This is a genomic window from Desulfovibrio litoralis DSM 11393 (genome assembly GCF_900143255.1).
In the GTDB taxonomy this organism is placed as follows: Bacteria; Desulfobacterota; Desulfovibrionia; order Desulfovibrionales; family Desulfovibrionaceae; genus Frigididesulfovibrio_A; species Frigididesulfovibrio_A litoralis.
This window is the reverse complement of sequence record NZ_FRDI01000013.1, coordinates 37163-59090: the sequence shown is the minus strand read 5'-3', so window position 1 is coordinate 59090 and position 21928 is coordinate 37163. Positions and strand designations below refer to the sequence as shown.

General features: G+C 38.1%; 17 protein-coding genes and 1 tRNA gene. 9 read left to right on the top strand and 9 right to left on the bottom strand.

Translation table 11 applies throughout. The features are described 5' to 3' along the window. The first annotated feature begins 25 nt into the window (after nucleotides 1-25). The 6 genes from BT999_RS10645 to yqeB all read left to right on the top strand — a co-directional run bounded on the left by BT999_RS10645 (nucleotide 26) and on the right by yqeB (nucleotide 7338). Nucleotides 26-799, top strand: coding sequence for a TlyA family RNA methyltransferase (locus BT999_RS10645; protein WP_072697776.1), 774 nt, complete (start codon nucleotides 26-28; stop codon nucleotides 797-799). Between the two features lie 126 nt (nucleotides 800-925). Further along, nucleotides 926-2131: a lytic murein transglycosylase gene (locus tag BT999_RS10640; protein ID WP_072697775.1), complete on the top strand. Its 1206-nt coding sequence runs from the start codon at nucleotides 926-928 to the stop codon at nucleotides 2129-2131. Between the two features lie 139 nt (nucleotides 2132-2270). After that, nucleotides 2271-2346 (top strand) — tRNA-Val (locus BT999_RS10635). Between the two features lie 511 nt (nucleotides 2347-2857). Continuing rightward, the gene (locus BT999_RS10630) at nucleotides 2858-3889 is read left to right on the top strand and encodes a TAXI family TRAP transporter solute-binding subunit (protein WP_072697774.1); all 1032 of its coding nucleotides are present in this window, start codon (nucleotides 2858-2860) and stop codon (nucleotides 3887-3889) included. 275 nt (nucleotides 3890-4164) lie between these two features. Continuing rightward, nucleotides 4165-6414 carry a hybrid sensor histidine kinase/response regulator gene (locus BT999_RS10625; protein ID WP_084650688.1) on the top strand — a complete coding sequence of 750 codons (2250 nt, stop codon included), beginning with the start codon at nucleotides 4165-4167 and terminating at the stop codon, nucleotides 6412-6414. Between the two features lie 111 nt (nucleotides 6415-6525). Beyond that, nucleotides 6526-7338, top strand: coding sequence for a selenium-dependent molybdenum cofactor biosynthesis protein YqeB (gene yqeB, locus BT999_RS10620; RefSeq protein WP_072697772.1), 813 nt, complete (start codon nucleotides 6526-6528; stop codon nucleotides 7336-7338). A 110-nt stretch (nucleotides 7339-7448) separates the two neighbouring features. Here the strand turns inward: yqeB and BT999_RS10615 are convergent, their stop codons facing one another. From BT999_RS10615 to BT999_RS10575, 9 genes are all read right to left on the bottom strand, one after another. Then, nucleotides 7449-8465: a molybdopterin-binding protein gene (locus BT999_RS10615; protein ID WP_072697771.1), complete on the bottom strand. Its 1017-nt coding sequence runs from the start codon at nucleotides 8463-8465 to the stop codon at nucleotides 7449-7451. Nucleotides 8466-8648: 183 nt separating this feature from the next. Further along, entirely contained in the window at nucleotides 8649-9710 is a 1062-nt protein-coding gene (locus tag BT999_RS10610) for an XdhC family aldehyde oxidoreductase maturation factor (protein WP_072697770.1), read from the bottom strand. Between the two features lie 71 nt (nucleotides 9711-9781). Further along, complete coding sequence (locus BT999_RS10605) at nucleotides 9782-10420, bottom strand: nucleotidyltransferase family protein (protein WP_072697769.1); 639 nt, start codon at nucleotides 10418-10420, stop codon at nucleotides 9782-9784. Beyond that, nucleotides 10405-10665, bottom strand: a complete 261-nt coding sequence (locus BT999_RS10600; RefSeq protein ID WP_072697768.1) for a hypothetical protein — start codon at nucleotides 10663-10665, stop codon at nucleotides 10405-10407. The genes BT999_RS10605 and BT999_RS10600 overlap by 16 nt, the downstream gene beginning before the upstream one ends. Continuing rightward, nucleotides 10650-11462: a selenium cofactor biosynthesis protein YqeC gene (yqeC, locus tag BT999_RS10595; RefSeq protein ID WP_072697767.1), complete on the bottom strand. Its 813-nt coding sequence runs from the start codon at nucleotides 11460-11462 to the stop codon at nucleotides 10650-10652. The genes BT999_RS10600 and yqeC overlap by 16 nt, the downstream gene beginning before the upstream one ends. 313 nt (nucleotides 11463-11775) lie before the next feature. After that, nucleotides 11776-14127, bottom strand: coding sequence for a xanthine dehydrogenase family protein molybdopterin-binding subunit (locus BT999_RS10590; RefSeq protein ID WP_072697766.1), 2352 nt, complete (start codon nucleotides 14125-14127; stop codon nucleotides 11776-11778). Further along, on the bottom strand, nucleotides 14124-14642 hold the full coding sequence (locus BT999_RS10585) for a (2Fe-2S)-binding protein (RefSeq protein ID WP_072697765.1): 519 nt from the start codon (nucleotides 14640-14642) through the stop codon (nucleotides 14124-14126). The genes BT999_RS10590 and BT999_RS10585 overlap by 4 nt, the downstream gene beginning before the upstream one ends. Before the next feature lie 15 nt (nucleotides 14643-14657). After that, nucleotides 14658-15119, bottom strand: coding sequence for an FAD binding domain-containing protein (locus tag BT999_RS10580; protein ID WP_072697764.1), 462 nt, complete (start codon nucleotides 15117-15119; stop codon nucleotides 14658-14660). Next, nucleotides 15070-15435, bottom strand: coding sequence for an FAD binding domain-containing protein (locus BT999_RS10575; RefSeq protein WP_072697763.1), 366 nt, complete (start codon nucleotides 15433-15435; stop codon nucleotides 15070-15072). The genes BT999_RS10580 and BT999_RS10575 overlap by 50 nt, the downstream gene beginning before the upstream one ends. A 602-nt stretch (nucleotides 15436-16037) precedes the next feature. Here BT999_RS10575 and BT999_RS10570 point away from each other — a divergent pair. The 3 genes from BT999_RS10570 (at nucleotide 16038) to secA (ending at nucleotide 21867) form a co-directional block, all read left to right on the top strand. Next, nucleotides 16038-17849: a methyl-accepting chemotaxis protein gene (locus BT999_RS10570; protein WP_072697762.1), complete on the top strand. Its 1812-nt coding sequence runs from the start codon at nucleotides 16038-16040 to the stop codon at nucleotides 17847-17849. Between the two features lie 219 nt (nucleotides 17850-18068). Then, nucleotides 18069-19184, top strand: coding sequence for a redox-regulated ATPase YchF (gene ychF, locus BT999_RS10565; RefSeq protein ID WP_072697761.1), 1116 nt, complete (start codon nucleotides 18069-18071; stop codon nucleotides 19182-19184). Between the two features lie 88 nt (nucleotides 19185-19272). Then, nucleotides 19273-21867 (top strand): preprotein translocase subunit SecA, encoded by a 2595-nt coding sequence (gene secA, locus BT999_RS10560; RefSeq protein WP_072697760.1) that lies wholly within the window; start codon nucleotides 19273-19275, stop codon nucleotides 21865-21867. Nucleotides 21868-21928 lie beyond the last annotated feature (61 nt).

Genomic DNA, 21928 nt, shown 5'->3' with positions numbered 1-21928 from the left:
TTTTAACAATATAATTAAATAAATTATGTTTAATAAAAAAATAAAACCAAAAAAACAAAGAGCTGATCAACTTGTTTTTGATGCCGGTTTGGTCGAAAGCCGTGAACAAGCAAAACGCTATATTATGGCAGGAAAAGTTTTTATTTTACCTTTGGAAACTAATCAAGCTAAAATAAAAGTTGAAAAAGCCGGACAACAATTATCGGCGGATACTCGCTTTGAACTTATTGAAAATAGTCGCTTTGTTAGTAGAGGGGCTTATAAACTTTTAACAGCTTTAGAACATTTTAATATAGATGTTAACGGTTTTGTAGCTCTTGATGCCGGTGCTTCTACCGGAGGTTTTTCTGATTGTTTGGTTCAACTAGGGGCCTCTAAAGTTTATGCCGTTGATGTTGGTTATAACCAATTACATGAAAAGTTAAAGAAAGAAAAAAAGATAATTTCTTTGGAAAAAGTAAATTTAAGAACGGCAGATCAAAGTTTATTACCTGAAAAGGTTGATATTTTGGTGGTCGATGTTTCTTTTATTTCTTTAACCTTAATTTTGCCGGCTTGTGAAAAATTTTTAAAACCAAACGCAAAAATTGTTGCTTTAATTAAGCCACAATTTGAACTTGGTCCGGGAAATACCGAAAAAGGAATAGTGAAAAGCCAAGAAAAACAAGAAGAGGCGGTTAATCTTGTTTTAGATTGTGTAAAAAGCCAACTTAGCTGGACTTTAATCGGAACAGTTCCTTCAAATATAAAAGGCAGTAAAGGAAACCAAGAGTTTTTAGCTTATTGGGAAAAAACATAAAATTAAATTTTCTTGAAACAGCTACTACCATTTTTAGAAAAAATTTGTTATTGTTCTGAAAATAATTAGTTAGCTTTTCAAAAAAAAATATTTTAATAATTTTATAAATTAATTCGAGATGTTAAAATGTATAGTCATAAAAAATTAAAAATATTGTTTTGTTTTTTGGTATTACCATTTCTCTTTTCATGCCAATCAAAAAGTCATGCGGGAAGCACTTTAGACGTTAAAACCGTTAATAATCAACAAAATGCAACACAACAAGCAGATAGTGCTTCTATTAATACAAACTCAACTAATACAAACTCAACTTTGAAAGTTGAAAAACCTTTAAATAAAAAGCTTTTTGACAAAAGTTATGTTTCCAATATCAAACTTGAAGACAATTATTGGAAAAATTTGCATGCAAAACTTGCTGAAGATAACTTGATCAGTCCGGAAATAGATAAGTTGTTTTGCAGTTTGCCGGCTTATGAAAATAAAGCCATGGCAACAAAAGTAAAAGAATTATATCGTATTAAATTTACTAAACGCACGCCTCAAGCTAATAAAACACCTAAAATGACTATTTATCCGAATATTGTTACTCCGGAAAATATGCTTAAAGCCCAAACTTATTTGGAAGAACATAAAGAATATTTTAAAAAATCAGAAGATGAATTTGGTGTTCCAAAAGAGGTTGCGGTTGGTTTATTGTTTTTAGAAACAAGACTCGGAACTTATCTTGGAACCGATAACGCCGTTTGGAGTTTGGCTTCAATGGCATCATCACAAGATATAGCCGATGTTGAAGATACTCTTACGGCTTTAAACGCCAAAGAAGATCAAAAAGCTTGGCTTGAAACTAAAGTAAAAGAAAAATCAGCTTGGGCTTATAACGAATTTAAAGCTTTAGTAGTACATTGTATTGAAAATGATATTGATAGCACACAAATAACCGGCTCTGTTTACGGAGCTATCGGATTTTGTCAATTTATGCCGTCTAATTTAAAAAGATACGCTGTTGACGGCGATGACGACGGGAAAGTAAACTTGTTTACTCACCCGGACGCTATCAGAAGTTTAAGTAATTTTCTCTATAAACACGGTTGGAGAAAAGAAAAAAGCAGAGCGGAAAATCATAAAGTTCTAATGCGTTATAACAACAGTAAAAAATATGCGAATACAATTTTGGCTGTTGCAGACTATTTAAACCCGTCTTTGGTAGAAGAAAAAGATAAAATCATTGTTGATACAAGTAAAAAAGTCAAAAGCTCTAAAAAAAGCAAAAAACAAATAAAACAAGCCAAAAAAACAAACAATAAACAAAAATTGACGGCAAATAAACTTTAAATAAATTGTTTTTATTTGTTTAATATCAATATATTATAAATAAATAAGAAAATATTTTATCTTTTTATAATAAAAGTGTTGACAAATTCTTATACTTTAAATAAAAAGATGTTTCTTCAAATGTGTTTTTAAATTATTCGGGCGGTTAGCTCAGCTGGGAGAGCATCGGCCTTACAAGCCGAGGGTCGCAGGTTCGATCCCTGCACCGCCCACCATAAATAACTAAGCAGTTAGATAAAAAATCTAGCTGCTTTTTTTTGTGTTGTTTAATTGTATCAAGAAATATATAATATATTTTATATGGTTAAATATCTTTATGTTAATCACGAAAAATGAAAAAATAAATGATTTTATAAAACTAAGGTTAGCTTTTTATAAACAAGCTTACCTTAGTTTTTAAATATATATTATTAAGTTCGAAAAACTTATTTTAAGCGTTCCATAAAAACACCTTGATTATACAATAAAGCATATGTTATTAGAATATATAACAACGCAAGACCATTACAAAACTCTGTTTTGCGTTCTTTGTCATCGTTTTATGCCCTGTTTGCACAAGCATAAAATGTCTTAAGCCACAAAAAACAATCATTTTAAAGGGAAAATAACTTTTCTTTCTTCGTGTTTTTTTAGAGTGTTTTCTTAAAGGAAGCCACTTTTAGGCTATCGTGTAATAGTCTAAATGCTATATAAATAACAAAAGGATCTTAAGCAGGAGGAAAACTTATGAATAAAAAACATACGTTATACAAAATTTTGGTGGGGCTTTTATTCACATATTCTCTTTTTGCTGTTTGTATCCATGGAGTCTTTGTTGCTAAAGCGGAGAATAGTAAAAAAGACGAGAATAAATGGCCTGCACACCTGCGTATAGTTACCGGTCCAAAAGGCGGACAATGGTTTCAAATGGGCAAGCCTTTAGCGGACGCTTTATCAAAAGACGTACTTCCTTCTTCTAGTCGCTCTGGTGGCGGGCTGAGTAATATTAATGATATTAATAATAATACAGCCGATATGGGCTTTACTCTCGCCTGTTTTCTTGGTGCGGCTCAATCAGAAGAGCCGGCATATCAACACATTGCTATGAAAAATGTTACAATGATGAGTAATATATACCCCCAGGTTTTCTATGTGCTTGTGCGTGAAGATTTTGCCGCCACACACAATATTGACAGTATGGAGGCTCTATTAGCTCAAAAAATTCCTTTACGCTTTGCCTCTTTAAAACCCGGTACAGCCTCAGAATTTATGCTGAATATGCTTTTACAACATGGTTACAATACTTCGTTTGAAGCACTCAAAGAACAAGGCTGGCAAATTTCCTTTAGCGATTATGCAGAAATAGCAGACCGTTTTGTTGATGGAGATATTGATTGTTTTGCTTATACAGCAGGCACAGATGTCCCTTTAATTCGCACACTGGAAGAACATACACAACCCAGAATTTTGCCATTAAGTCCGGAAGTTTTGGCTACTCTCAGTAAAAAATTTAAAACAAGAACATATACAATTCAACCGGGTACATATAAAAACGTTACTAAGCCTATTTTGACACTCGGAGACACCACCTGTCTAATAATCCGCAAAAATATTCCCGATTCTCTTGCATTCGCCATGACGAAGGCAGTATGGGAAAATCGCAAGGCGATTACTGAAGTAATTAAAGATTTTGGTTCCATTTCTCCGGAAACAGCCATGACAGAAGGATTGCCTATACATCCCGGTGCCAAAGAGTTTTGGGAAACATTAAAGAAATAAGTTTTGCGGTTCTCTATAGTTATTAGACACTATTGAAAAATAATTTCTAAAGTGGATTCCCTTTAAGAATGCACTCTCAAAAAGCACAAAGGATATTCGCCGGGCTTTTCCTGTCGATGGATTTTGGGCTAATCTTCGGAAATTAAAGAAAATATATCTTCCTTTAAAATAAGTATTTTGCGGCTTAAGACATTCATACTCTGCAACGTAAAGCATAAAACGATGAAAAAACACAAAACATAGTTTTGTAATGGTATTTATTAGGATTATTGCACATGCATAACATTCGGATGAAACTGATACTTCCATTTATTATTGGAACTATATTGCTCACGGTTTTTCTTTCTTTATATACCTACACCTCGGCAAGAAAGGCCGTTGAAAACGCTGTATTGCTTATTTCCGAAGCAACTACCATGAAAGTTGGCAATTCCATGGATCTTTTGTTTGCTTCTATGACTACCTCTGTAACAAGAATGGTAGCAGACCCAAATATAACCACAATCTTTAGCTCCTATCACAAACAAGACGAAACAGTTTCACGAGCTATTGACTGGTTAACCATGATGGTTAAAGCAAATGAATTGTACCGCGATATTATCATTGTTGATAAAGACGGCGTGTGCATAGCCTCATCTAACCCCAGTCATATTGGCAACTCCTACAACCATTATAAGTATGTGCAACAGGCTCTTGGGGGTATGTTTACCTTCGGAGATCTTTCGGTAGGCAAAGTTACAAAAAAACTCTCAGTTACAGCGGTAGCTCCTATTGCTCCCTCTACGGGCATAAAGGGGGCTTTACTTCTTATCAACGACCTCCCTAAAATAGTGGACTATAATGTTGTCTCTACCCTCGGCTCTCAAACGCTTTATACCTCTCTTTTGACGTCAGAAGGGGTATTTGTGGCTCACCCTAACAATGGCATTATGGGGAAGCAATCAGAAGAGCATCTTTCTTTATACCGTGAGCTTCTGACAGTAGGAGAAAAAGGTGGCCCTGTTTCCTACACTTTAAATGGTATTGAATATATCGGCTTTGCTAAGATAGAAGCTAATAGTAAGTGGCTTGTTATTACCAGCGGACCTGTAAAAGAAGTCTTTGCCTCTGCATATCACATGGGAATGGTGGTTTTTATCATCAGCCTAATTTTTCTTGCGATTATCTCTGTTGTTGTAACCAGCTTTGCCAATGGTATCTTGGAATCATTATTGTCTCTTATTCAATATGCTAAGCGTGTATCAGAAGGCGAGCTTGATCAGAAGTTAGAAAAAACAAGCCGTACCGATGAACTTGGAACATTACATACTGCCCTTCAAAACCTTGTAAGTTCTCTGCAATCCATGATTGAAAAAACGCAGGAAGCCAGTAAAATGAAAAGTGCGTTTTTGGCAAATATGAGCCATGAAATTCGCACTCCTTTAAATGCTATTTTAGGTATGGCTCACCTTGCCTTACGCAATAACAAGCTACCTGAAAAAGAGCTTGATTATCTAAATAAAATTGAAGTTGCCGCCAAATCATTGTTACAACTCATTAATGATATTCTTGACCTTTCAAAAGTTGAAGCAGATATGCTCACCATCGAAGAGGTATCTTTTAACCTAGATGATACGATAAACAATATATTAAGCATACATCAAGAATCTGCTAAAGCTAAAGGGCTTTCACTCTTGGCTGATTACCAAGTTGATACGCCAAAACTCTTTATGGGCGACCCATTGCGAATTGGACAGGTGCTTAACAACCTACTTGGAAATGCCATTAAATTTACTCAAGAAGGTAAGGTTAGTATTCACTGTTGGTTGGAAAATAAACAAGAAGTGCAAAATGGTTCTCAAAATGCCGTTGTCTATATTAGCGTCAAGGACTCTGGCATAGGCATGTCTGAAAAAGTCATAGCCTCTTTGTTCCAACCTTTTATGCAGGCAGATGCTTCCATCACACGCCAGTTTGGTGGAACGGGATTAGGACTTGCGATTAGCCAACGTCTAGTCCGTATTATGGGCGGAGAGATAGAAGTTTCCAGTATAATAGGACAAGGTTCAACCTTTACCTTCTCCTTAAATCTACTGATTAACCAAGCACCTGAAAGCACCGCTCAACTAACCGAAACTTGTGATTTTGCAGATATTCATATTGAAGGCAAGCGTATTTTGGTTGCGGAAGATAACGCTATCAACCAGTTTATTGTAGAGGAATTGCTTGCTCCCTCAAAAGCAACAGTGGTGTTGGCTGACAATGGTCAATTGGCAGTAGAAGCCGTATCTAAAGAACACTTTGATTTAGTGCTGATGGATATGCAAATGCCGGTTATGGACGGTCTAAAAGCCACCATGCACATTCGGGAATTTAATAAGACTATTCCTATTATCGCAGTAACAGCCAACGCAATGGACGAAGATCGCCAAAACGGTTTTGCCGCCGGCATGAACGATTATCTAACTAAGCCCATAGAGCCCGAAGCCTTACGCAAAACCTTAATAAAATGGTTAAAAACAGATTGCCCACCTCCCTTAGAATAGATGCATGGCAAAATAAACTTTTAGCCAAAAACATGAGAGAGTTTTATCAAAAATTGAGAAGGGTCTGGCGTGCTTTATAATGCGTCAGTTTAAAAACCCAAAGGAGTAATTATGCGAGATTCTGAATTGATAATTGCTGTTAAAGGAGCAGGAGAAATGGCAACAGGCGTTGCGGTTGCACTTTTTTCCGCCGGGTTTAAACGCATTGTAATGTTTGAAAAGCCTTTACCTTTTGCTGTGCGTCGTACTGTCGCTTTTTGTGAAGCTATCCCCGAAGGAAAGCAGACAGTAGAAGGGATATGTGGCTTGCGTATAAACTCAGAAGCAGAGCTTTTAGAAGCTTGGAAGAAAGATTGTATAGGAATTTGTGCCGACCCTAGCTGGGAGCTGTTGAAAAAAATTAAGCCACAAGTATTGATAGATGCGACTATTGCCAAGAGAAATCTTGGTACAACAAAGAGTGATGCTCCTTTAGTGATTGGTCTTGGCCCTGGATTTACGGCCGATAAAGATGTGCATGTTGTGATTGAAACCCAACGAGGACATAACCTAGGACGCATGATTGACAACGGCAGTGCCGCTCCAAATACCAGCGAACCTGAAATGGTCATGGGGCATACTTATAGCCGAGTGTTGCGAGCTCCAAAAGCAGGCGTTGTTAAGGCATTAAAGCAAATAGGCGACCTTGTAACAAAAGATGAAATTGTTATGTATATTGACGAGCTGCCAGTTACTGCAACAATAAGTGGTGTCTTGCGAGGGGCTATAGCCTCTGGTCTTAATGTTCCGCAAAATTGTAAAATAGGGGACATAGACCCACGCAACAATCCTGAATATTGTTTTTTTGTTTCTGATAAAGCGAGAAGTCTTGGGGGAGCTGTGCTAACTGCGTTATGCCGTTGGAAGAATACAGTGAATATTTAATAAAAGTGATTGTTAACAACGAGTTAATTTTAATTGAAAAGAGAACATAAAACATAGTTTTGCAATAGTCTGCACCAAAATAACTCTGCGATAAGCTTACGATAACACTACTATTTTCCAAAGCCACAGGCGGGATAACGACACTCAGGACAGCTCTCGCAAAATCCACCATAGGCTAAATTAAGAATATCATTTTTAGTAATGCGTATTCTGGCGAGAATGCGTGGCACAACCAGATCAAAAATACTGGTTTTATGATACATCACACAACCCGGCAAGCCTAAGATAGGAACGCTTTGGCGATAACCGAGCATAAACATGGCACCCGGCAAAACGGGGACTCCATAACATACGACCTCTGTTGCGATCGCCTTAATTGCCGCCGGAGTTTTATCATCAGGGTCAACGCTCATACCGCCTGAAACCACGACCATGCTTGCTCCGTTTGCAATAGCCTGTTCTATTGCCTCTATCGTTTGTGGCGTTTCATCAGGCACTATAGTTTGTGAAAGTACACTACAACCAAGTTCGTTAAATTTTTTATGCAATACAGGCCCAAAGGCGTCCTTGATACGTCCTTTAAAAACCTCACTGCCTGTTGTTACGATACCGACAGCATGAGATTTAAAAGGTATAACAGAAAACAGCTTTGCATTGTTACAACATTCTTCCACCGCTGCTATGGTGCTTTCAGGCACAGCTAACGGGATTACCCGAGTGCCTGCGATTATACGTCCGGGTTTTACTGTTTGCATGGCGTGAATAGTCGCCAAAGTAACCGAAGGTATACTGTTAATACGCAACAATAAAGCCCTATCAATTTGAAGGAAGCCAAGTTGTTTTGCCACAAAATTAATTTTGCCTTCTTTTGGCTTTCCAAACTCAATACCGTCTCCGCTGACTGCCTTGGCTATGCGAACGGCGGCTTCATCTTCATGCACATCATCACTGCCGGAGTCCCAAACATATAAGTTTTCCTTACCTAAACGCAACAATACAGGAATATCTTCAGCTTTCACTATATGCCCACGCCTAAAAAGTGGCCCTTTGGTTTTACCCGGTACTATTTCTGTAATGTCGTGGCATAAAGTTAGTCCGATGGCGTCGTGAACTGAAACCGTTTTCATATCTACCTCTTTGTTTTTACAGTAGCTTATATTTTTTTATATTCAGCAAAATTAAGATATAATTTAAGACAATTTTAAACATTAACTCTTTTTTATAATTCAAATACTTAGTGAACTCTGCCGTTCATGACTGTTTCAAAAAAAGCGAAGTAACCCCGCCAAACTAAACAACTGTACGTTTCCTTAACTTCTTCTGTGAGCAATACACTGAGCCACAATGCTAACCGCTATTTCTTCGGGCGTTTCAGCATTAATATCCAAACCAATGGGGCAGCGGACAGGTTGAATCAGCTCTTCACTCACTCCTTGAGACCTTAGCGTATCATAAACGTCTTTACGTTTGCGTTTACTGCCTATCATGCCAATGTATCCGGCTTTTGTTGCTAGGGCTTGTTGAAGCACGGTAGCATCATGCAGATGCCCTCTGGTTACAATCACGATATAAGTATAATTATCAGGGTTAAGCTTAATAAAACAATCTTCAAAATTAGGAATGGTTAAAACAGACTCAGCCCAAGGGAAACGCTCCGCATTGGAAAATTCGGGGCGATCGTCTAAAACAATTGTTTGAAAACCTGCTAAATCAGCTATTTGAGAGGTCGGGCGAGAGACATGCCCACCGCCGACGATTATCATGCGTAAAGGTGGCGTAAAATGCTCTATAAAAAACTCCCTGCCCTCCAAAAATAACAGCTCTGTTTTTTCTATGCGATTTAAGATAAGTTCTCGGGCTTTGTTTAAAATAAGAGTCGGTAACTTTGCACCAATTGTTTCTTCAGTCGTTACAGCACTATATTGTAATTCATTTTTGCAAGTAATATCTGTAATTAACACCCAATCTTTTTGCATGATGCGAATAAGAGCTTTAAAGAAATCCAATTTTGCAGGCGTAATAGCCTCTATTAATACTCGAAGGTTACCACCACAAATCATGTCGCTTTGAGCTGCGATAGTGCCTGATAAGTTTAAATCTAAAATTTTTGCCTGACTGCTTACCTGTTCGTTTGCCTGCCCGCTTGCCTGGCTGTTTATCTGTTCGTTTTTTAAGATTTTTTGGCATTCCTCCAAAACCATGCCCTCAACTAATCCCCCACCAATAGTACCAACAACAAGACCATTTTTGCTGACGAGCATACGAGAACCCGCCCCCCTTGGGGTAGAACCTTCTTGGTGTATAACCACAGCCAGACAGATAGTTTCATTATTTTCTAAAAGCTTGCAAGCTTGAGTGAGCAGTGAGTGCATAGTAAGCTCCTTTCGTGATCTTCGCTAGGTAAGAGGTAAATTTATTTAATTGGCATTTTAATTTTACAAAGTTATTCAGAACATAACCCTGCATAGTCTTCAGGTGTATCAATATCTCTCAAAACACCTTGGTCATTCACAGGTAAAAAAAGCTTTGGGTGAACAGAGTGAAGCACTTTTCTTGCTCCTTTATCGCCTGAAATATTCATCAGTTCAGGAAAAAGACTTTTTGCCAACAATACAGGATTGCCACGTTTATTCTTGTGCATGGGTATAACAGCTTGCATTTTATGTCCGTTACGCCACGCCTTTGTATAGGCGTTAAGAATATTATCTATAGTTTCAGGTTGCACTAGGGGCATATCTCCGAGCAGAACCAACACTGCATCAATGCGTTCAGCTTCTTTATGTTTTAAAAGCCAGTCTAAGCCCATAGATAACGAAGTGCTTTGCCCTTTGTTCCAGTTTTTGTTGTCTAAAAAGACCCAGTCAGAATGCAGGCTTGGTATCTTTAAAAGAGCGTTTTGCACAGCCGAAGCCTCACAGCCTAAAACACAAGCCTTAATTTTAACACCTATCATCTTATTAACAGCTAACAGAGAATGTGCCAGCAGTGGTTTATCTTTAAACGGTAAAAGTTGTTTAGCTCCGCCAAGGCGAGAACCTGCTCCCGCAGCAAGGGCAAGTATAGCGACTAGCGGATCAGACATAAGCATTCCTCGTCTAAAGCTTGTGCAGAGCCGATACAAATAATATCTATGGCACACTCTTTATTGTCTAAAATTAACCTTGAAAGCATTAATGCTTGTGCCTCCGCTTGGGGTAAATCTCGTCCATTTAAAAAAAGTATTTTTTTTGCGGTAGTAGGCGAACGCCCAAATAATCCGCCAAATAGTCCATTTGGGTGTAAAATTACTTTAGCAAGGGTAAGTATAGCGACTAACGGATCAGACATAAGCATTCCTCGTCTAAAGCTTGTGCAGAGCCGATACAAATAATATCTATGGCACACTCTTTATTGTCTAAAATTAACCTTGAAAGCATTAATGCTTGTGCCTCCGCTTGGGGTAAATCTCGTCCATTTAAAAAAAGTATTTTTTTTGCGGTAGTAGGCGAACGCTCAAATAATCCGCTTGGGTGTAAAATTACTTTAGCAAGGGCATGAGGCGTAATAATATCAGACTGATTGAGACCACTCAAAGTAGCAAAAATTTCAGGACGCCAAACGCTATCTTGTGTCAGTGCTTTTCCTAAACCTATAAGTCCAACCACTCCAATTACATAGTTTGTAGCTTGTGGAATAACCGGTTCTTTTGGTGCATGTGCTTTTAACGGTCGTCCGGCAGATCCGTCAGCTTCAATGAATAATAAATCAGCGGGTTTTTGCTCCCACCAACTTTCCAATTCATCAGTGCTATATCCTTGAACTTTGCGACGCATTTGTTTTGTTTTTTCTTTTGGCTTTTCCGTCTCTGATACAGGGCAATATTGTTTTGCAATAGTTAACATTCCGCACTTTTGGGGCATTTCAAAATTTTGTAAATCATTTTGTAATAAAAACGCCGATTCATCAAGAGTTGGTTCCCACAATTTTGTGGTAGTTGTACATACAACAGCAGAAGAGAGGGCATATTTTTTGCCCAAATTATACATCAGGCTGGTTTTTCCACCAGAGCCGATAATACTAAGCATGCTGTTTTTAGGCAGGCTTAGGCAGTTAAAAAAAGAGTCTGTCAAAATTTTAAAAGTCATCACATAAATTCCACAAGTAAATTTAACAGGCAAATTCTACTTTTTAAACATAGCATAATTTAATAGCATTATAACGCTCAGTTTTGCCTTCTTTTTCATAGCTTTATGATAGCACAAAACGTCTTAAGACGCAAAAAACACTAATTTTACAGGAAAATTAAATCTGCATTATTTGTATTTTTGAGAATGTCGTCCTAACTGAAAATACTTTTAAACTATTAAACAATAGTCTCAATTTTAAATTTAAAAAAATACTGCACTGCAAAATTGAATACAGTACAGTATTTTTTATTTAAACAAGCTTAATTTTAAACTAATTACGCAATGCCTTTAGGATACGCTCAGGAGTCATAGGCAGTGCGGGCATTTGCTTACCAATAGCGTTTGTAACAGCATTGGCAATAGCAGAAGCAGGGCACACTAAACTACATTCTCCGGCACCTTTTGCACCGTAAGGACCTTGTGGGTCTTTTGAAGTAACAATAATACTGTCAATAGGCGGAATATCATTAATAGTCGGAACCATGTAACTATGCATATTTCTATGATTCTGCCTACCTGAGGCATTATAGGTAATTTCTTCTGTTAAGGCATAACCAATACCTTGGACTACGCCACCCTCTATTTGTCCTTCAACAATCATAGGGTTAATCGCAAAACCTACATCATGAGAAGCCGCAATTTTATTGATAGTTACCATACCTGTTTCTGTATCAACGCTTAAATCAACAAAACAAGCGTGCCAAGGCGGAGAGTTAGGCGGAACAATACGACCTAAACCAATAAACTGTTTATTGCGTATATGTGCGTAGTAACATAAGTCTGCCAAGGGTATTGCACCAGCTTTACCTTTAACGGCATCATCAGTGCTTACAGGCGTTTTTTGACCATCAATCTCAATCGCTTTATTTACAATATTTAAGGCTTTTGGCTTTTTATTCAACAAAGCTGCCGTATATTCAATAATTTGATTTCTGGCATCTTCAGCCGCTTGTTTTACCGCTGTTCCCATAGCATAAAGAGCACGGCTGGCGTGGCTACCGATGGTAAATGGCGTAGTTGCGGTATCTCCGTAAGAGAAATAAATATCGTTTACATCAGCCCCAAAGGCTTCTGCCGCAACTTGTGGAAGACTCGTGCTTGTGCCTGTTCCCATATCCGGAACACCAGCGGCAAGATGCAGACTGCCATCAACCTGTACGGTCAAATAAGCATTATCAAAGTCTACACAGAAGGGCCAGGCATTAGAAACGTGTGTTCCTACTGCCATGCCGATACCACGTTTAATTGTGCCTGAATTGTCAAAAGTATTTCTCTTGTCCCAACCGATACTTTTTGCACCCTTATCAATACAGGCCTCCAATTCGGAAGATGAACAAGGATAAGGTAAAAACCAAGGTGCGTCGGCTTTCATAATATTCTTTTTGCGTAAAACAAGAGGATCCATCTTGAGCTTTGCCGCCATGCGATCAACCATTTGTTCTAGTGCAAAATTACTTTGAGGGTTTCCAAAACCACGCATAGCACCGGCAGTAGTTTGGTTGGTATAGGCAGAATGACCTATATAGCGTTTGTATGGCATATCATATATCGCTAAAGCCATTGCTCCGGCTACGGCAGGAAGCTCCACTCCAAAGGTGCAATATGCTCCTGTGGCGAGTAAAATATTTAGATCAAGAGCCTTAAAAGTACCGTCTTTCATTGCCCCAAGGCGTACGGAAACAGTTCCGCCATGTCTGGTATCAGTGGCGGTAAAATCTTCTTCACGAGTAAATTCTACACGCACGGGACGACCGGAAAGCTGGGCAAGGGCAACAGCAATAGGTTCAGCCTTAGCAGAAAGCCCGATACGCACGCCAAAACCGCCACCTAAGTGAGGTGGGGCAAGGACTCGCATTTTACTGGCAGGCAAGTCAAAAATATGTGCTAAAATAAATCTTGTTGGGTGTGGGGTTTGAGTCGTACTCCAAACAGTAACACCGCCATCGCCTTCTATTTTAGCAACAGCACACATGGTTTCAAGTTGTACTTGTTTAACAATAGGCACAGTAAAAGTGTCTTCGAGTACAATATCACACTTGGCAAGAGCCGCATCTATTTCTTTTTGTGCTTCATCATTCCCCGGAGTTACACCCCAATACATGCGAGTAATTTCACCCGGCACATTATATTTTTCGGGAGTAGCGTATTTACCCGGGTGCATTTCAGGAGCGGTTTTCTTTAATGCTTCAAAAGGATCAAGTACATGAGGAAGAATTTCATACTCTACCTTTATAAGTTGCATTGCTGCCTCTGCTTGTTCTGGTGTATCGGCTGCGACTGCGGCAACTTCATCACCCACATAGCGAACAATAGGGTCAAAAATACGCTGATCGAGAATTCTTTCCATTCCCGGAACAGAAGTAAACATAGCGGCAGAAGAGTTATATAAGATTTTAGAAGTATTTTCATGCGTAGCGATTGCCCTAACGCCGGGCATAGCCAAGGCTTCTGTGGTATCAATACTCACGATACGTGCATGAGCATGAGGACTGCGTAATATTTTAGTAAAAAGCATACCCGGAAGGTAAATATCAGAGGTAAAAAGTCCGCGTCCTGTTACCTTATCAACACCGTCACGCCGAGGGACACTTTTACCTATTTGAGAGTATTGTTGCTTTTTCATTTCAGTCCCCCCTTGTTTTTAGAAGCTTCATTTTCGCTAGCTGTTTTTTTCATTTGTAAAGCGGCTTTTTCGACGGCGGTTTCTATTTTTACATAACCTGTACAACGACAGATATTGCCCGAAAGACCTTCTCTGATTTCATTTTTTGTAGGATTAGGGTTTTTATCAAGCAAGGATTTAGCTGAGATAATCATACCGGGGGTACACATACCACATTGAATGGCTCCGTGGTCAATAAAAGCTTGTTGTAAAGGGTGTAAATCGCCTTTATGAACAAGACCTTCAATAGTTACGATATTCGAACCTTCTACTTTTCCTACGGGAATAATACAAGAGTTTACGGATTTTCCATCAAGTAAAATGGAACAAGCACCGCAATCGCCTTCTTTACAGCCAATTTTTGTACCTGTTAGATGTAAAGTTTCTCTCAATACATCAACTAAGCGTGCCCCAGGATTTTCTTGCACCGTTACGCTTTCACCATTTAATGTAAATGATATTGCTTTAGTATTCATAACGTATTATTCTCCTTACGCTTTTTTGCCGGTGGCAATCTTACTTGCTTCACGCAAGGCACGAGTGATACAAACGGGGAAGACCTGAGAGCGAAACTCTTGGCTACCTCTTACTGGGCTAGAGCGAAAAGTAGCATGTTGGCTCGCTATTTTGCCTGCTTCCAAAAAGTTTTTGTCTTCTGCTTTTTTACCACATAAAAACTTTTCCGCTTCTTCCGCATGTTTAGGACCGGGAGAGACAGGGCCGTAAACAATGGAAGCCTCTGTGATAAGATTATTGTCAATCACAACTTTTGCAACAACTGAAAGCATAGGTAAAGCTAAGGCTTTACGTTGTTCCATGCGTTGATAGTTTGAACCTTCTGATTTTTTACTAAGCGGAATTTTTATATGAGTGAGGATTTGAGAACTTGAGTCAACGGTAGACTTAGCAACACCCGCATATAATTGAGTCAGAGCTTTTTCTTGATGTTGCAATGTTGCGAATTTGTTTTCCGCCAACACAGCTACAGGAAAAAGCTAATGCCGGAGCGTGTTTTTTCACTAAAGGTGAGGTGGCTATTTCTGTATGAGTTACGCAAGCACCAATAAAAAGAGCATCACCCTTTTTTTCAATTTTTTGTAAGTCTTGTATCCGTGAAATATCCACTAAGATTTGTGCTTTTTTCTCTGCCTTTTCTTCTTGCAGAATCAAGTCTGTTCCGCCAGCAATCAGCCTTGCTCGCCCACCATGATCTTTAAGCATAATCAAAGCCGAGTCAACTGTTGTAGGCAAAAGATACTCTTGCAACATATTACTCTCCACTTAGTTAAAGGTTGTGTATAAGATAATTATGATAAGCATTTAAACAGAAGAATAAATAAATAATCAATATTAATGAGCACACAGAACTTATAGACAAAAGGTCAAGTAGAATTAAAGGAATATATTTTTAAGGTGTTACGTTGATTAAGAGTAAAGCGAAATGCACCTTAAAATTGAAATTGTGATTTATAAAAGATTCCTTCTTCTGGTTTAAATTTATCCTGAGTTTCTTGCAACGCCAAGAGGAATTTTTTAGTTGAACTTTTGTCGTGGCTGTTTCTTTTAAGTTTTTAATAGCCTTTTGGCGTTATAAAACAACAGAGAAAAAGCTATGATAAATATTTTTTGCTAATTAGGCTACTCTAAATAAAAATTTATGCCGATAATAGAATGATAACTATTAGAATGCCATCATCTTGCAGAGAGTTGAAAGGCTTAAGATAGATTAATTATAATTGAAAATTTATTTTATGCTTGAAAGAATATAAATTTAGATATAATAATCGTAAGAATGTTTTTAAAATGTTAGTATTAAATGAATAAAAAACCTTGTATAATTATGTTAATTAAACAATAAGCGGAGTAATAAAGTGTTAAGAAAAATATCTATTAAAACAAGGATTATGATACTTGTAGCCTTATCTGTAATTACAAGTGTGCTGATTGCGAGTTCAATATTATTCTTTTTAAATAATATGTTGGAAGATTCCATTAGCCATGTCGAAGACGTTTATATAGCAGGACAAAAAGAAAAAATTAAAACAACGACCGACAACCTTGCTACTAGTTTAAGTAGTAGTGTAAAAAATTTACCACGCGAAGAAGCTATCGCAAAAATCAAAGAACAAACCAGAGATATTAGATTTGAAAATGATAAATCAGGTTATTTCTTTGCCTATGAAAATACGACTGCATTATCTGTTCCTGTGAAAACAAGCAACGAAAACAAAGACTTAGGAAATGTACAAGATGAAAAAGGTCTTTATTTTGTGCGTGAGCTTAATAATGTTTCAGAAAATGGCGGATTTGTAACCTGGTATTTCCCCAAAAATGCAAATGACCCTAAAGCTTATCCTAAACTTGGGTATGCAAAAAAAATACAAGGCACTAATTTTTGGATCGGAACAGGCATTTATATAGATAACGTAGAACAAGAAAAAGCTAAATTACAAGAGAAATTTAATAAATTTAAAGAAATAGTGGTATATTCATCTCTTCTTGTCGGTTCCTTATCTGTTATTATAATCCTTGGTTTGGGTTGGGGAATAACAAATAGTATTAATGTTCCGCTACAAAACACTGTGCTTATTGCAAAAAAAATCGCCAACGGAAACGACAATATCAGCTTTGAAACAGATAAAAATGATGAGCTTGGAGAAATGCAAAAAGCCTTGGCTTTAATGTTTGAACGCCTCACAAAAAACAATCAAGACTTACAATTAAAAAATATTGAAGCGGAAAAAAAGACAGAGGAAATTCAAGAAATAGTAAAAAAATCTGAACAGGCTAGAGAAGAAGCCCTACATAAAAACGAAGCCTTATTAAAAACCTCAGAAAATCTCAAGAGCGTAATTTCCATACTTAGAGATATTGGTTTGTCTTTATCAACACAAATAGAACAAGCTGCGTCCGGAGCTTCGATGCAATCTGATCACTTAGAACATTCTCTAAACAATATGGATCATTCATTATCTACTCTTTTGGAGACTTCAAAATCAGCAGACGAAGCATCGCAAATTTGCGATCATGCAAAAGTAACGGCGGCTCAAAGTTCTGAAGTTGTGGAACAAATGTCCGATGGTGTTAAAAAGGTAAATGAAAGAGTCAGTAAGTTATTAATATCAATGGAAGAGCTAGAAAATAAAGCCACAGGTATCGGAGCCGTTATTAACGTTATTAACGATATTGCGGACCAAACCAACCTTTTAGCACTTAATGCCGCAATTGAAGCGGCAAGAGCGGGAGAAGCGGGCAGGGGTTTTGCTGTTGTTGCTGATGAAGTTAGAAAGCTGGCAGAAAAAACCATGAGTTCAACAAAAGAAGTTGAAAATGCTATCGTAAGTATGCAAAAAAGTGCTCAAGACAACAAAGAAAGCGTAAATCTTGCAGTAAGCGATGTTTTATCCGTATCTCAAAATGTAACGAATTCAAAAAATTCACTAGATCAGATAGTCTCGCTAGTAGAACAATCAGCAGAACAAGTGAGCGTTATTGCTAAAGCCATTTCGGATAATTTAAGAAGCAATGAAGCGACAGTTGAGTCAATAAAAGAAGTTTCTACTATTGCCGGTCAAACCAAAAAAGCAATGTTAAGTAGCGATGAAACACTACGCAACTTAAATCATCAAGCAGAAAAGCTTGAGCTACTTGTCTTAGTGCCGGGGTCTTCAGATAATCGTTAGCAATTTAGGTGTACTAGTTCAGACTTGATCTGAAAGTATATTCCATTTTAATAATCCTGTTTGTCCGACTATTAGATAGTGTTTTCATAACATAATCGCCTAAGCTCTAAACCAAGACTAGACGATAACCAAAAAATCAGATAATAAAGCTTGTTTATTTCTTATTCAAACTTATATAATTTTAAATAAAACAATCATCTTTTATCTTTTGAGGTTATCATGGCTTTAAGTATAGGTATAGTCGGCTTACCAAACGTAGGAAAATCAACGCTGTTTAACGCTTTAACAAGGGCTCAAAACGCTCAAGCGGCAAACTACCCCTTTTGTACGATCGAACCCAATAAAGCGACCGTGCCGGTACCTGATAAGCGTTTATCCGCTTTGGTTTCAATCGCTCAACCCCAAAAAACTTTGGCGGCAACCGTTGACTTTGTGGATATTGCCGGTTTGGTAAGAGGGGCGAGTAAGGGCGAAGGTTTAGGCAACCAGTTTTTGGCAAATATTCGTGAATGTGCGGCTATTGTCCATGTTGTGCGTTGTTTTGACGATGAAAACGTAACCCACGTTGACGGAAGCGTTAACCCGGTTAGAGACGTTGAAACCATTGAGACCGAACTTATTTTAGCCGATATTCAAAGTTTGGAAAAAAAAGCCGAACGCACCAGAAAACAAGCTAAAGCCGATAAAGCAATGTCCGCTTTGGCAAACGAAATGGATACCTTATTGGCACACTTAAACAGTGGCAAACCTGCTTCGAGTTTTGATAAACCCTTTTCAGACGCAATGACTCAAGCCGTTAACGAACTAGGTTTAATTTCTGCCAAGCCTGTAATTTTTTGTGCCAATGTAGACGAAGAAACGTTAATGGCTCTCGCTGACAACAAAGAAAACGACCACGTTAAGGCGTTAAAAAAACTCGCTTCCGAACGTAATGCCGAATCGTTGATAATTTGTGCCAAAATAGAAGAAGAGCTACAAGGTTTGCCCGAATCTGAACAATTAGAACTTTTAAGTTCATATGGCATTAACGAAAGCGGTTTGGACTTAGTTATTCACAAAGGTTACAATACGTTGGGGTTGATTAGCTATTTTACTGTTGGTCCAAAAGAAGTAAGAGCTTGGACAATTAATAAAGGCGATAAAGCTCCACAAGCAGCCGGGGTGATTCATACTGACTTTGAACGTGGTTTTATCAGGGCGGAAGTTATCGGGTATAATGATTTTATTACCCAAGGTTCGGAAGCGGCTTGTCGATCTGTTGGCTTGTTGCGTACTGAAGGAAAAGAATATATAGTGCAAGACGGAGACGTTGTACACTTTCTGTTTAATGTTTAATAAACATATTTTTATTGTTTAATTAAACTTTTTCGTCTTCATTTCAGCTTATTTATCTCTATAATTTAAAATACCCTCGAGGATACTCATGTTTGGTTATATTATTCGTAAGGTTTTTGGAACACGCAACGAACGTTATCTTAAAGGTAAATTGCCCTTGGTAACTGCTATCAACAAACTTGAACCTGAAATGCAGGCGTTGGCTGATGCTGATTTTCCAAAACGCATTATGGAATATAAAGAACGCATTGCCAAAGGTGAAAGTTTAGAAAAACTATTGCCCGAAGTTTTTGCTTTAACCCGTGAGGCGAGCGTAAGAGCGTTAAACATGCGTCATTTTGACGTGCAGTTAATCGGTGGTATTGTTTTAAACTCGGGGCGTATCGCCGAAATGCGAACCGGTGAAGGTAAAACCCTTGTTGCTACCTTGCCTGTTGTTTTAAATGCATTATCGGGTAAAGGTGTGCATGTTATTACAGTTAACGACTATTTGGCGAAACGTGATGCTGAGTGGATGGGCAAACTTTATAACTTCCTTGGTTTAAGTGTTGGTGTTGTTGTTCACGGTTTGACTGATGCTGAGCGTCAACAAGCCTATGGTTCTGATATTACTTATGGAACCAACAATGAATTTGGCTTTGATTATCTACGTGATAATATGAAGTTTTATCCGGAACAATTAGTTCAACGCGAACTTAATTTTGCGATTGTTGACGAAGTTGACTCTATTTTAATAGATGAAGCCAGAACTCCGCTTATTATTTCAGGAGCGGCCGACCAATCAACCGAAAAATATAACCAAATCGATACAATTATTCCACGCCTAAAAGACAAAGAACACTATACTATTGACGAAAAAGCTAAATCAGCCGCTTTAACTGATGAGGGTGTGGCTTTTGTCGAAGAATTGCTTAATGTTGAAAACTTATTTGACGCTCAAAATATTACTTTGCAACACCACGTTTTACAGGCGTTAAAAGCCCATAAGGTCTTTAAACGAGATGTGGATTATATAGTACAAAACGGCGAAGTTGTAATTATTGACGAGTTTAGAGGAAGGGCTATGGAAGGTCGCCGTTTTTCAGACGGACTACACCAAGCACTCGAAGCCAAAGAACACGTTAAAGTTGAGGCAGAAAACCAAACCCTTGCTTCTATTACCTTCCAAAATTACTTCCGCATGTATAAAAAACTTTCGGGTATGACAGGAACCGCCGACACCGAAGCCGTTGAGTTTCAACAAATTTACGGACTTGAAGTCGTAAGTATTCCAACTCACCGTCCTATGACCCGTAAAGATATGCCTGATGTGATTTACCGTTCCAAATCGGAAAAGTTTGACGCAATTGTTAAACAAATTCAGATTTTACATGAAAAAGGACAGCCGGTTTTAGTCGGAACTATTTCTATTGAAAACTCTGAAAAACTCTCTGATTTATTAAAGAAAAAAAATATTCCCCACAATATCTTAAACGCAAAACATCACGCACAAGAAGCGGAAATCGTTGCTGAAGCCGGTCAAAAAGGAAAGGTAACCATTGCAACGAACATGGCGGGACGGGGAACGGATATTCGCTTGGGCGAAGGCGTTTTGGAACTTGGCGGATTATTTATTTTAGGTACTGAAAGACACGAAAGCCGCCGTATTGATAACCAGTTGCGTGGGCGTTCCGGACGTCAGGGCGACCCCGGAGAATCTCGCTTTTTTCTCTCTCTCGAAGATGATTTAATGCGTATTTTTGGTTCAGAGCGAATTATGGGCATTATGGAAAGTCTTGGTTTAAAAGATGGAGAATCTATTGAACATAGGCTTATCTCAAGAGCAATCGAAAACGCTCAAAAACGAGTCGAGGCTCATAACTTTGAAATTCGTAAATCTCTTTTAGACTATGATACGGTTATGAACCAACAGCGTGAAGTTATCTATGCTTTACGTCGTCAAACCATGGTTGGTGATGATCTTGACGGAATGGTGCATGAGTTTGCCGATGATGCTTTAGGTTTGCTTTATGCCGATTTTCCAACTCATATGGAGAAGGCTAGCCCTGAGGAAAAAGAAAGATGTCGCCAGGCTTTGGCTGAAGCAATCAATTTTCAACGTGTTTGGCACAGAGAAGAACTACCTTCCAAAGATGAAGCTATGGCAATCGTTACGGAGATACTCGAAGAGCTTAAAAAAGATGCCGCAGAGTCTTACAACAGTGTTGTCCGCTATTTTATTTTAGAAGAACTAGATCGCAGTTGGAAAGAACACCTCTTTAATATGGATCATCTAAGAGACGGTATCGGGCTTAGAGGCTACGGACAAAGAGATCCGCGTCAAGAATATAAACGTGAAGGGTTTGAACTCTTTCAAGCGTTAATCGGACGTATTAGGGAAAACGTAATTAAATTGCTGACTCGTGTGCGTATTCGTTTTGAAGAACAAGAGCAACAAAAAGAAGAAGTTTTGGAACAAGAAAGCTCTCCGTCTTTGTATAACAGCTTGTTTAAACATAGCGAACCTAGCCAGAGCGTCTCTTATTCAAGCCCGCAAACGGTAGAAAACGATATGAGTAGCACGCATAAAAATAAAGCCAATCAAAAGCCCTTAAAACGTAACGAACCAAAACTTGGACGCAATGATGATTGTCCTTGTGGAAGTGGTAAGAAATATAAAAAATGTTGCGGTAAAGATAAATAAATAATATTTTTTTATAAAGCAACGTATTAATATTTAAGCATCTTTTATAGAATTATTTTTT

What these genes read in the sequence shown, in the direction of transcription:
- BT999_RS10645 (WP_072697776.1), top strand. Translation starts at nt 26, where the DNA reads ATGTTTAATAAAAAAATAAAACCAAAAAAACAAAGAGCTGATCAACTT.
- BT999_RS10640 (WP_072697775.1), top strand. Translation starts at nt 926, where the DNA reads ATGTATAGTCATAAAAAATTAAAAATATTGTTTTGTTTTTTGGTATTA.
- BT999_RS10630 (WP_072697774.1), top strand. Translation starts at nt 2,858, where the DNA reads ATGAATAAAAAACATACGTTATACAAAATTTTGGTGGGGCTTTTATTC.
- BT999_RS10625 (WP_084650688.1), top strand. Translation starts at nt 4,165, where the DNA reads ATGCATAACATTCGGATGAAACTGATACTTCCATTTATTATTGGAACT.
- yqeB (WP_072697772.1), top strand. Translation starts at nt 6,526, where the DNA reads ATGCGAGATTCTGAATTGATAATTGCTGTTAAAGGAGCAGGAGAAATG.
- BT999_RS10615 (WP_072697771.1), bottom strand. Translation starts at nt 8,465, where the DNA reads ATGAAAACGGTTTCAGTTCACGACGCCATCGGACTAACTTTATGCCAC.
- BT999_RS10610 (WP_072697770.1), bottom strand. Translation starts at nt 9,710, where the DNA reads ATGCACTCACTGCTCACTCAAGCTTGCAAGCTTTTAGAAAATAATGAA.
- BT999_RS10605 (WP_072697769.1), bottom strand. Translation starts at nt 10,420, where the DNA reads ATGTCTGATCCGCTAGTCGCTATACTTGCCCTTGCTGCGGGAGCAGGT.
- BT999_RS10600 (WP_072697768.1), bottom strand. Translation starts at nt 10,665, where the DNA reads ATGTCTGATCCGTTAGTCGCTATACTTACCCTTGCTAAAGTAATTTTA.
- yqeC (WP_072697767.1), bottom strand. Translation starts at nt 11,462, where the DNA reads ATGACTTTTAAAATTTTGACAGACTCTTTTTTTAACTGCCTAAGCCTG.
- BT999_RS10590 (WP_072697766.1), bottom strand. Translation starts at nt 14,127, where the DNA reads ATGAAAAAGCAACAATACTCTCAAATAGGTAAAAGTGTCCCTCGGCGT.
- BT999_RS10585 (WP_072697765.1), bottom strand. Translation starts at nt 14,642, where the DNA reads ATGAATACTAAAGCAATATCATTTACATTAAATGGTGAAAGCGTAACG.
- BT999_RS10575 (WP_072697763.1), bottom strand. Translation starts at nt 15,435, where the DNA reads ATGTTGCAAGAGTATCTTTTGCCTACAACAGTTGACTCGGCTTTGATT.
- ychF (WP_072697761.1), top strand. Translation starts at nt 18,069, where the DNA reads ATGGCTTTAAGTATAGGTATAGTCGGCTTACCAAACGTAGGAAAATCA.
- secA (WP_072697760.1), top strand. Translation starts at nt 19,273, where the DNA reads ATGTTTGGTTATATTATTCGTAAGGTTTTTGGAACACGCAACGAACGT.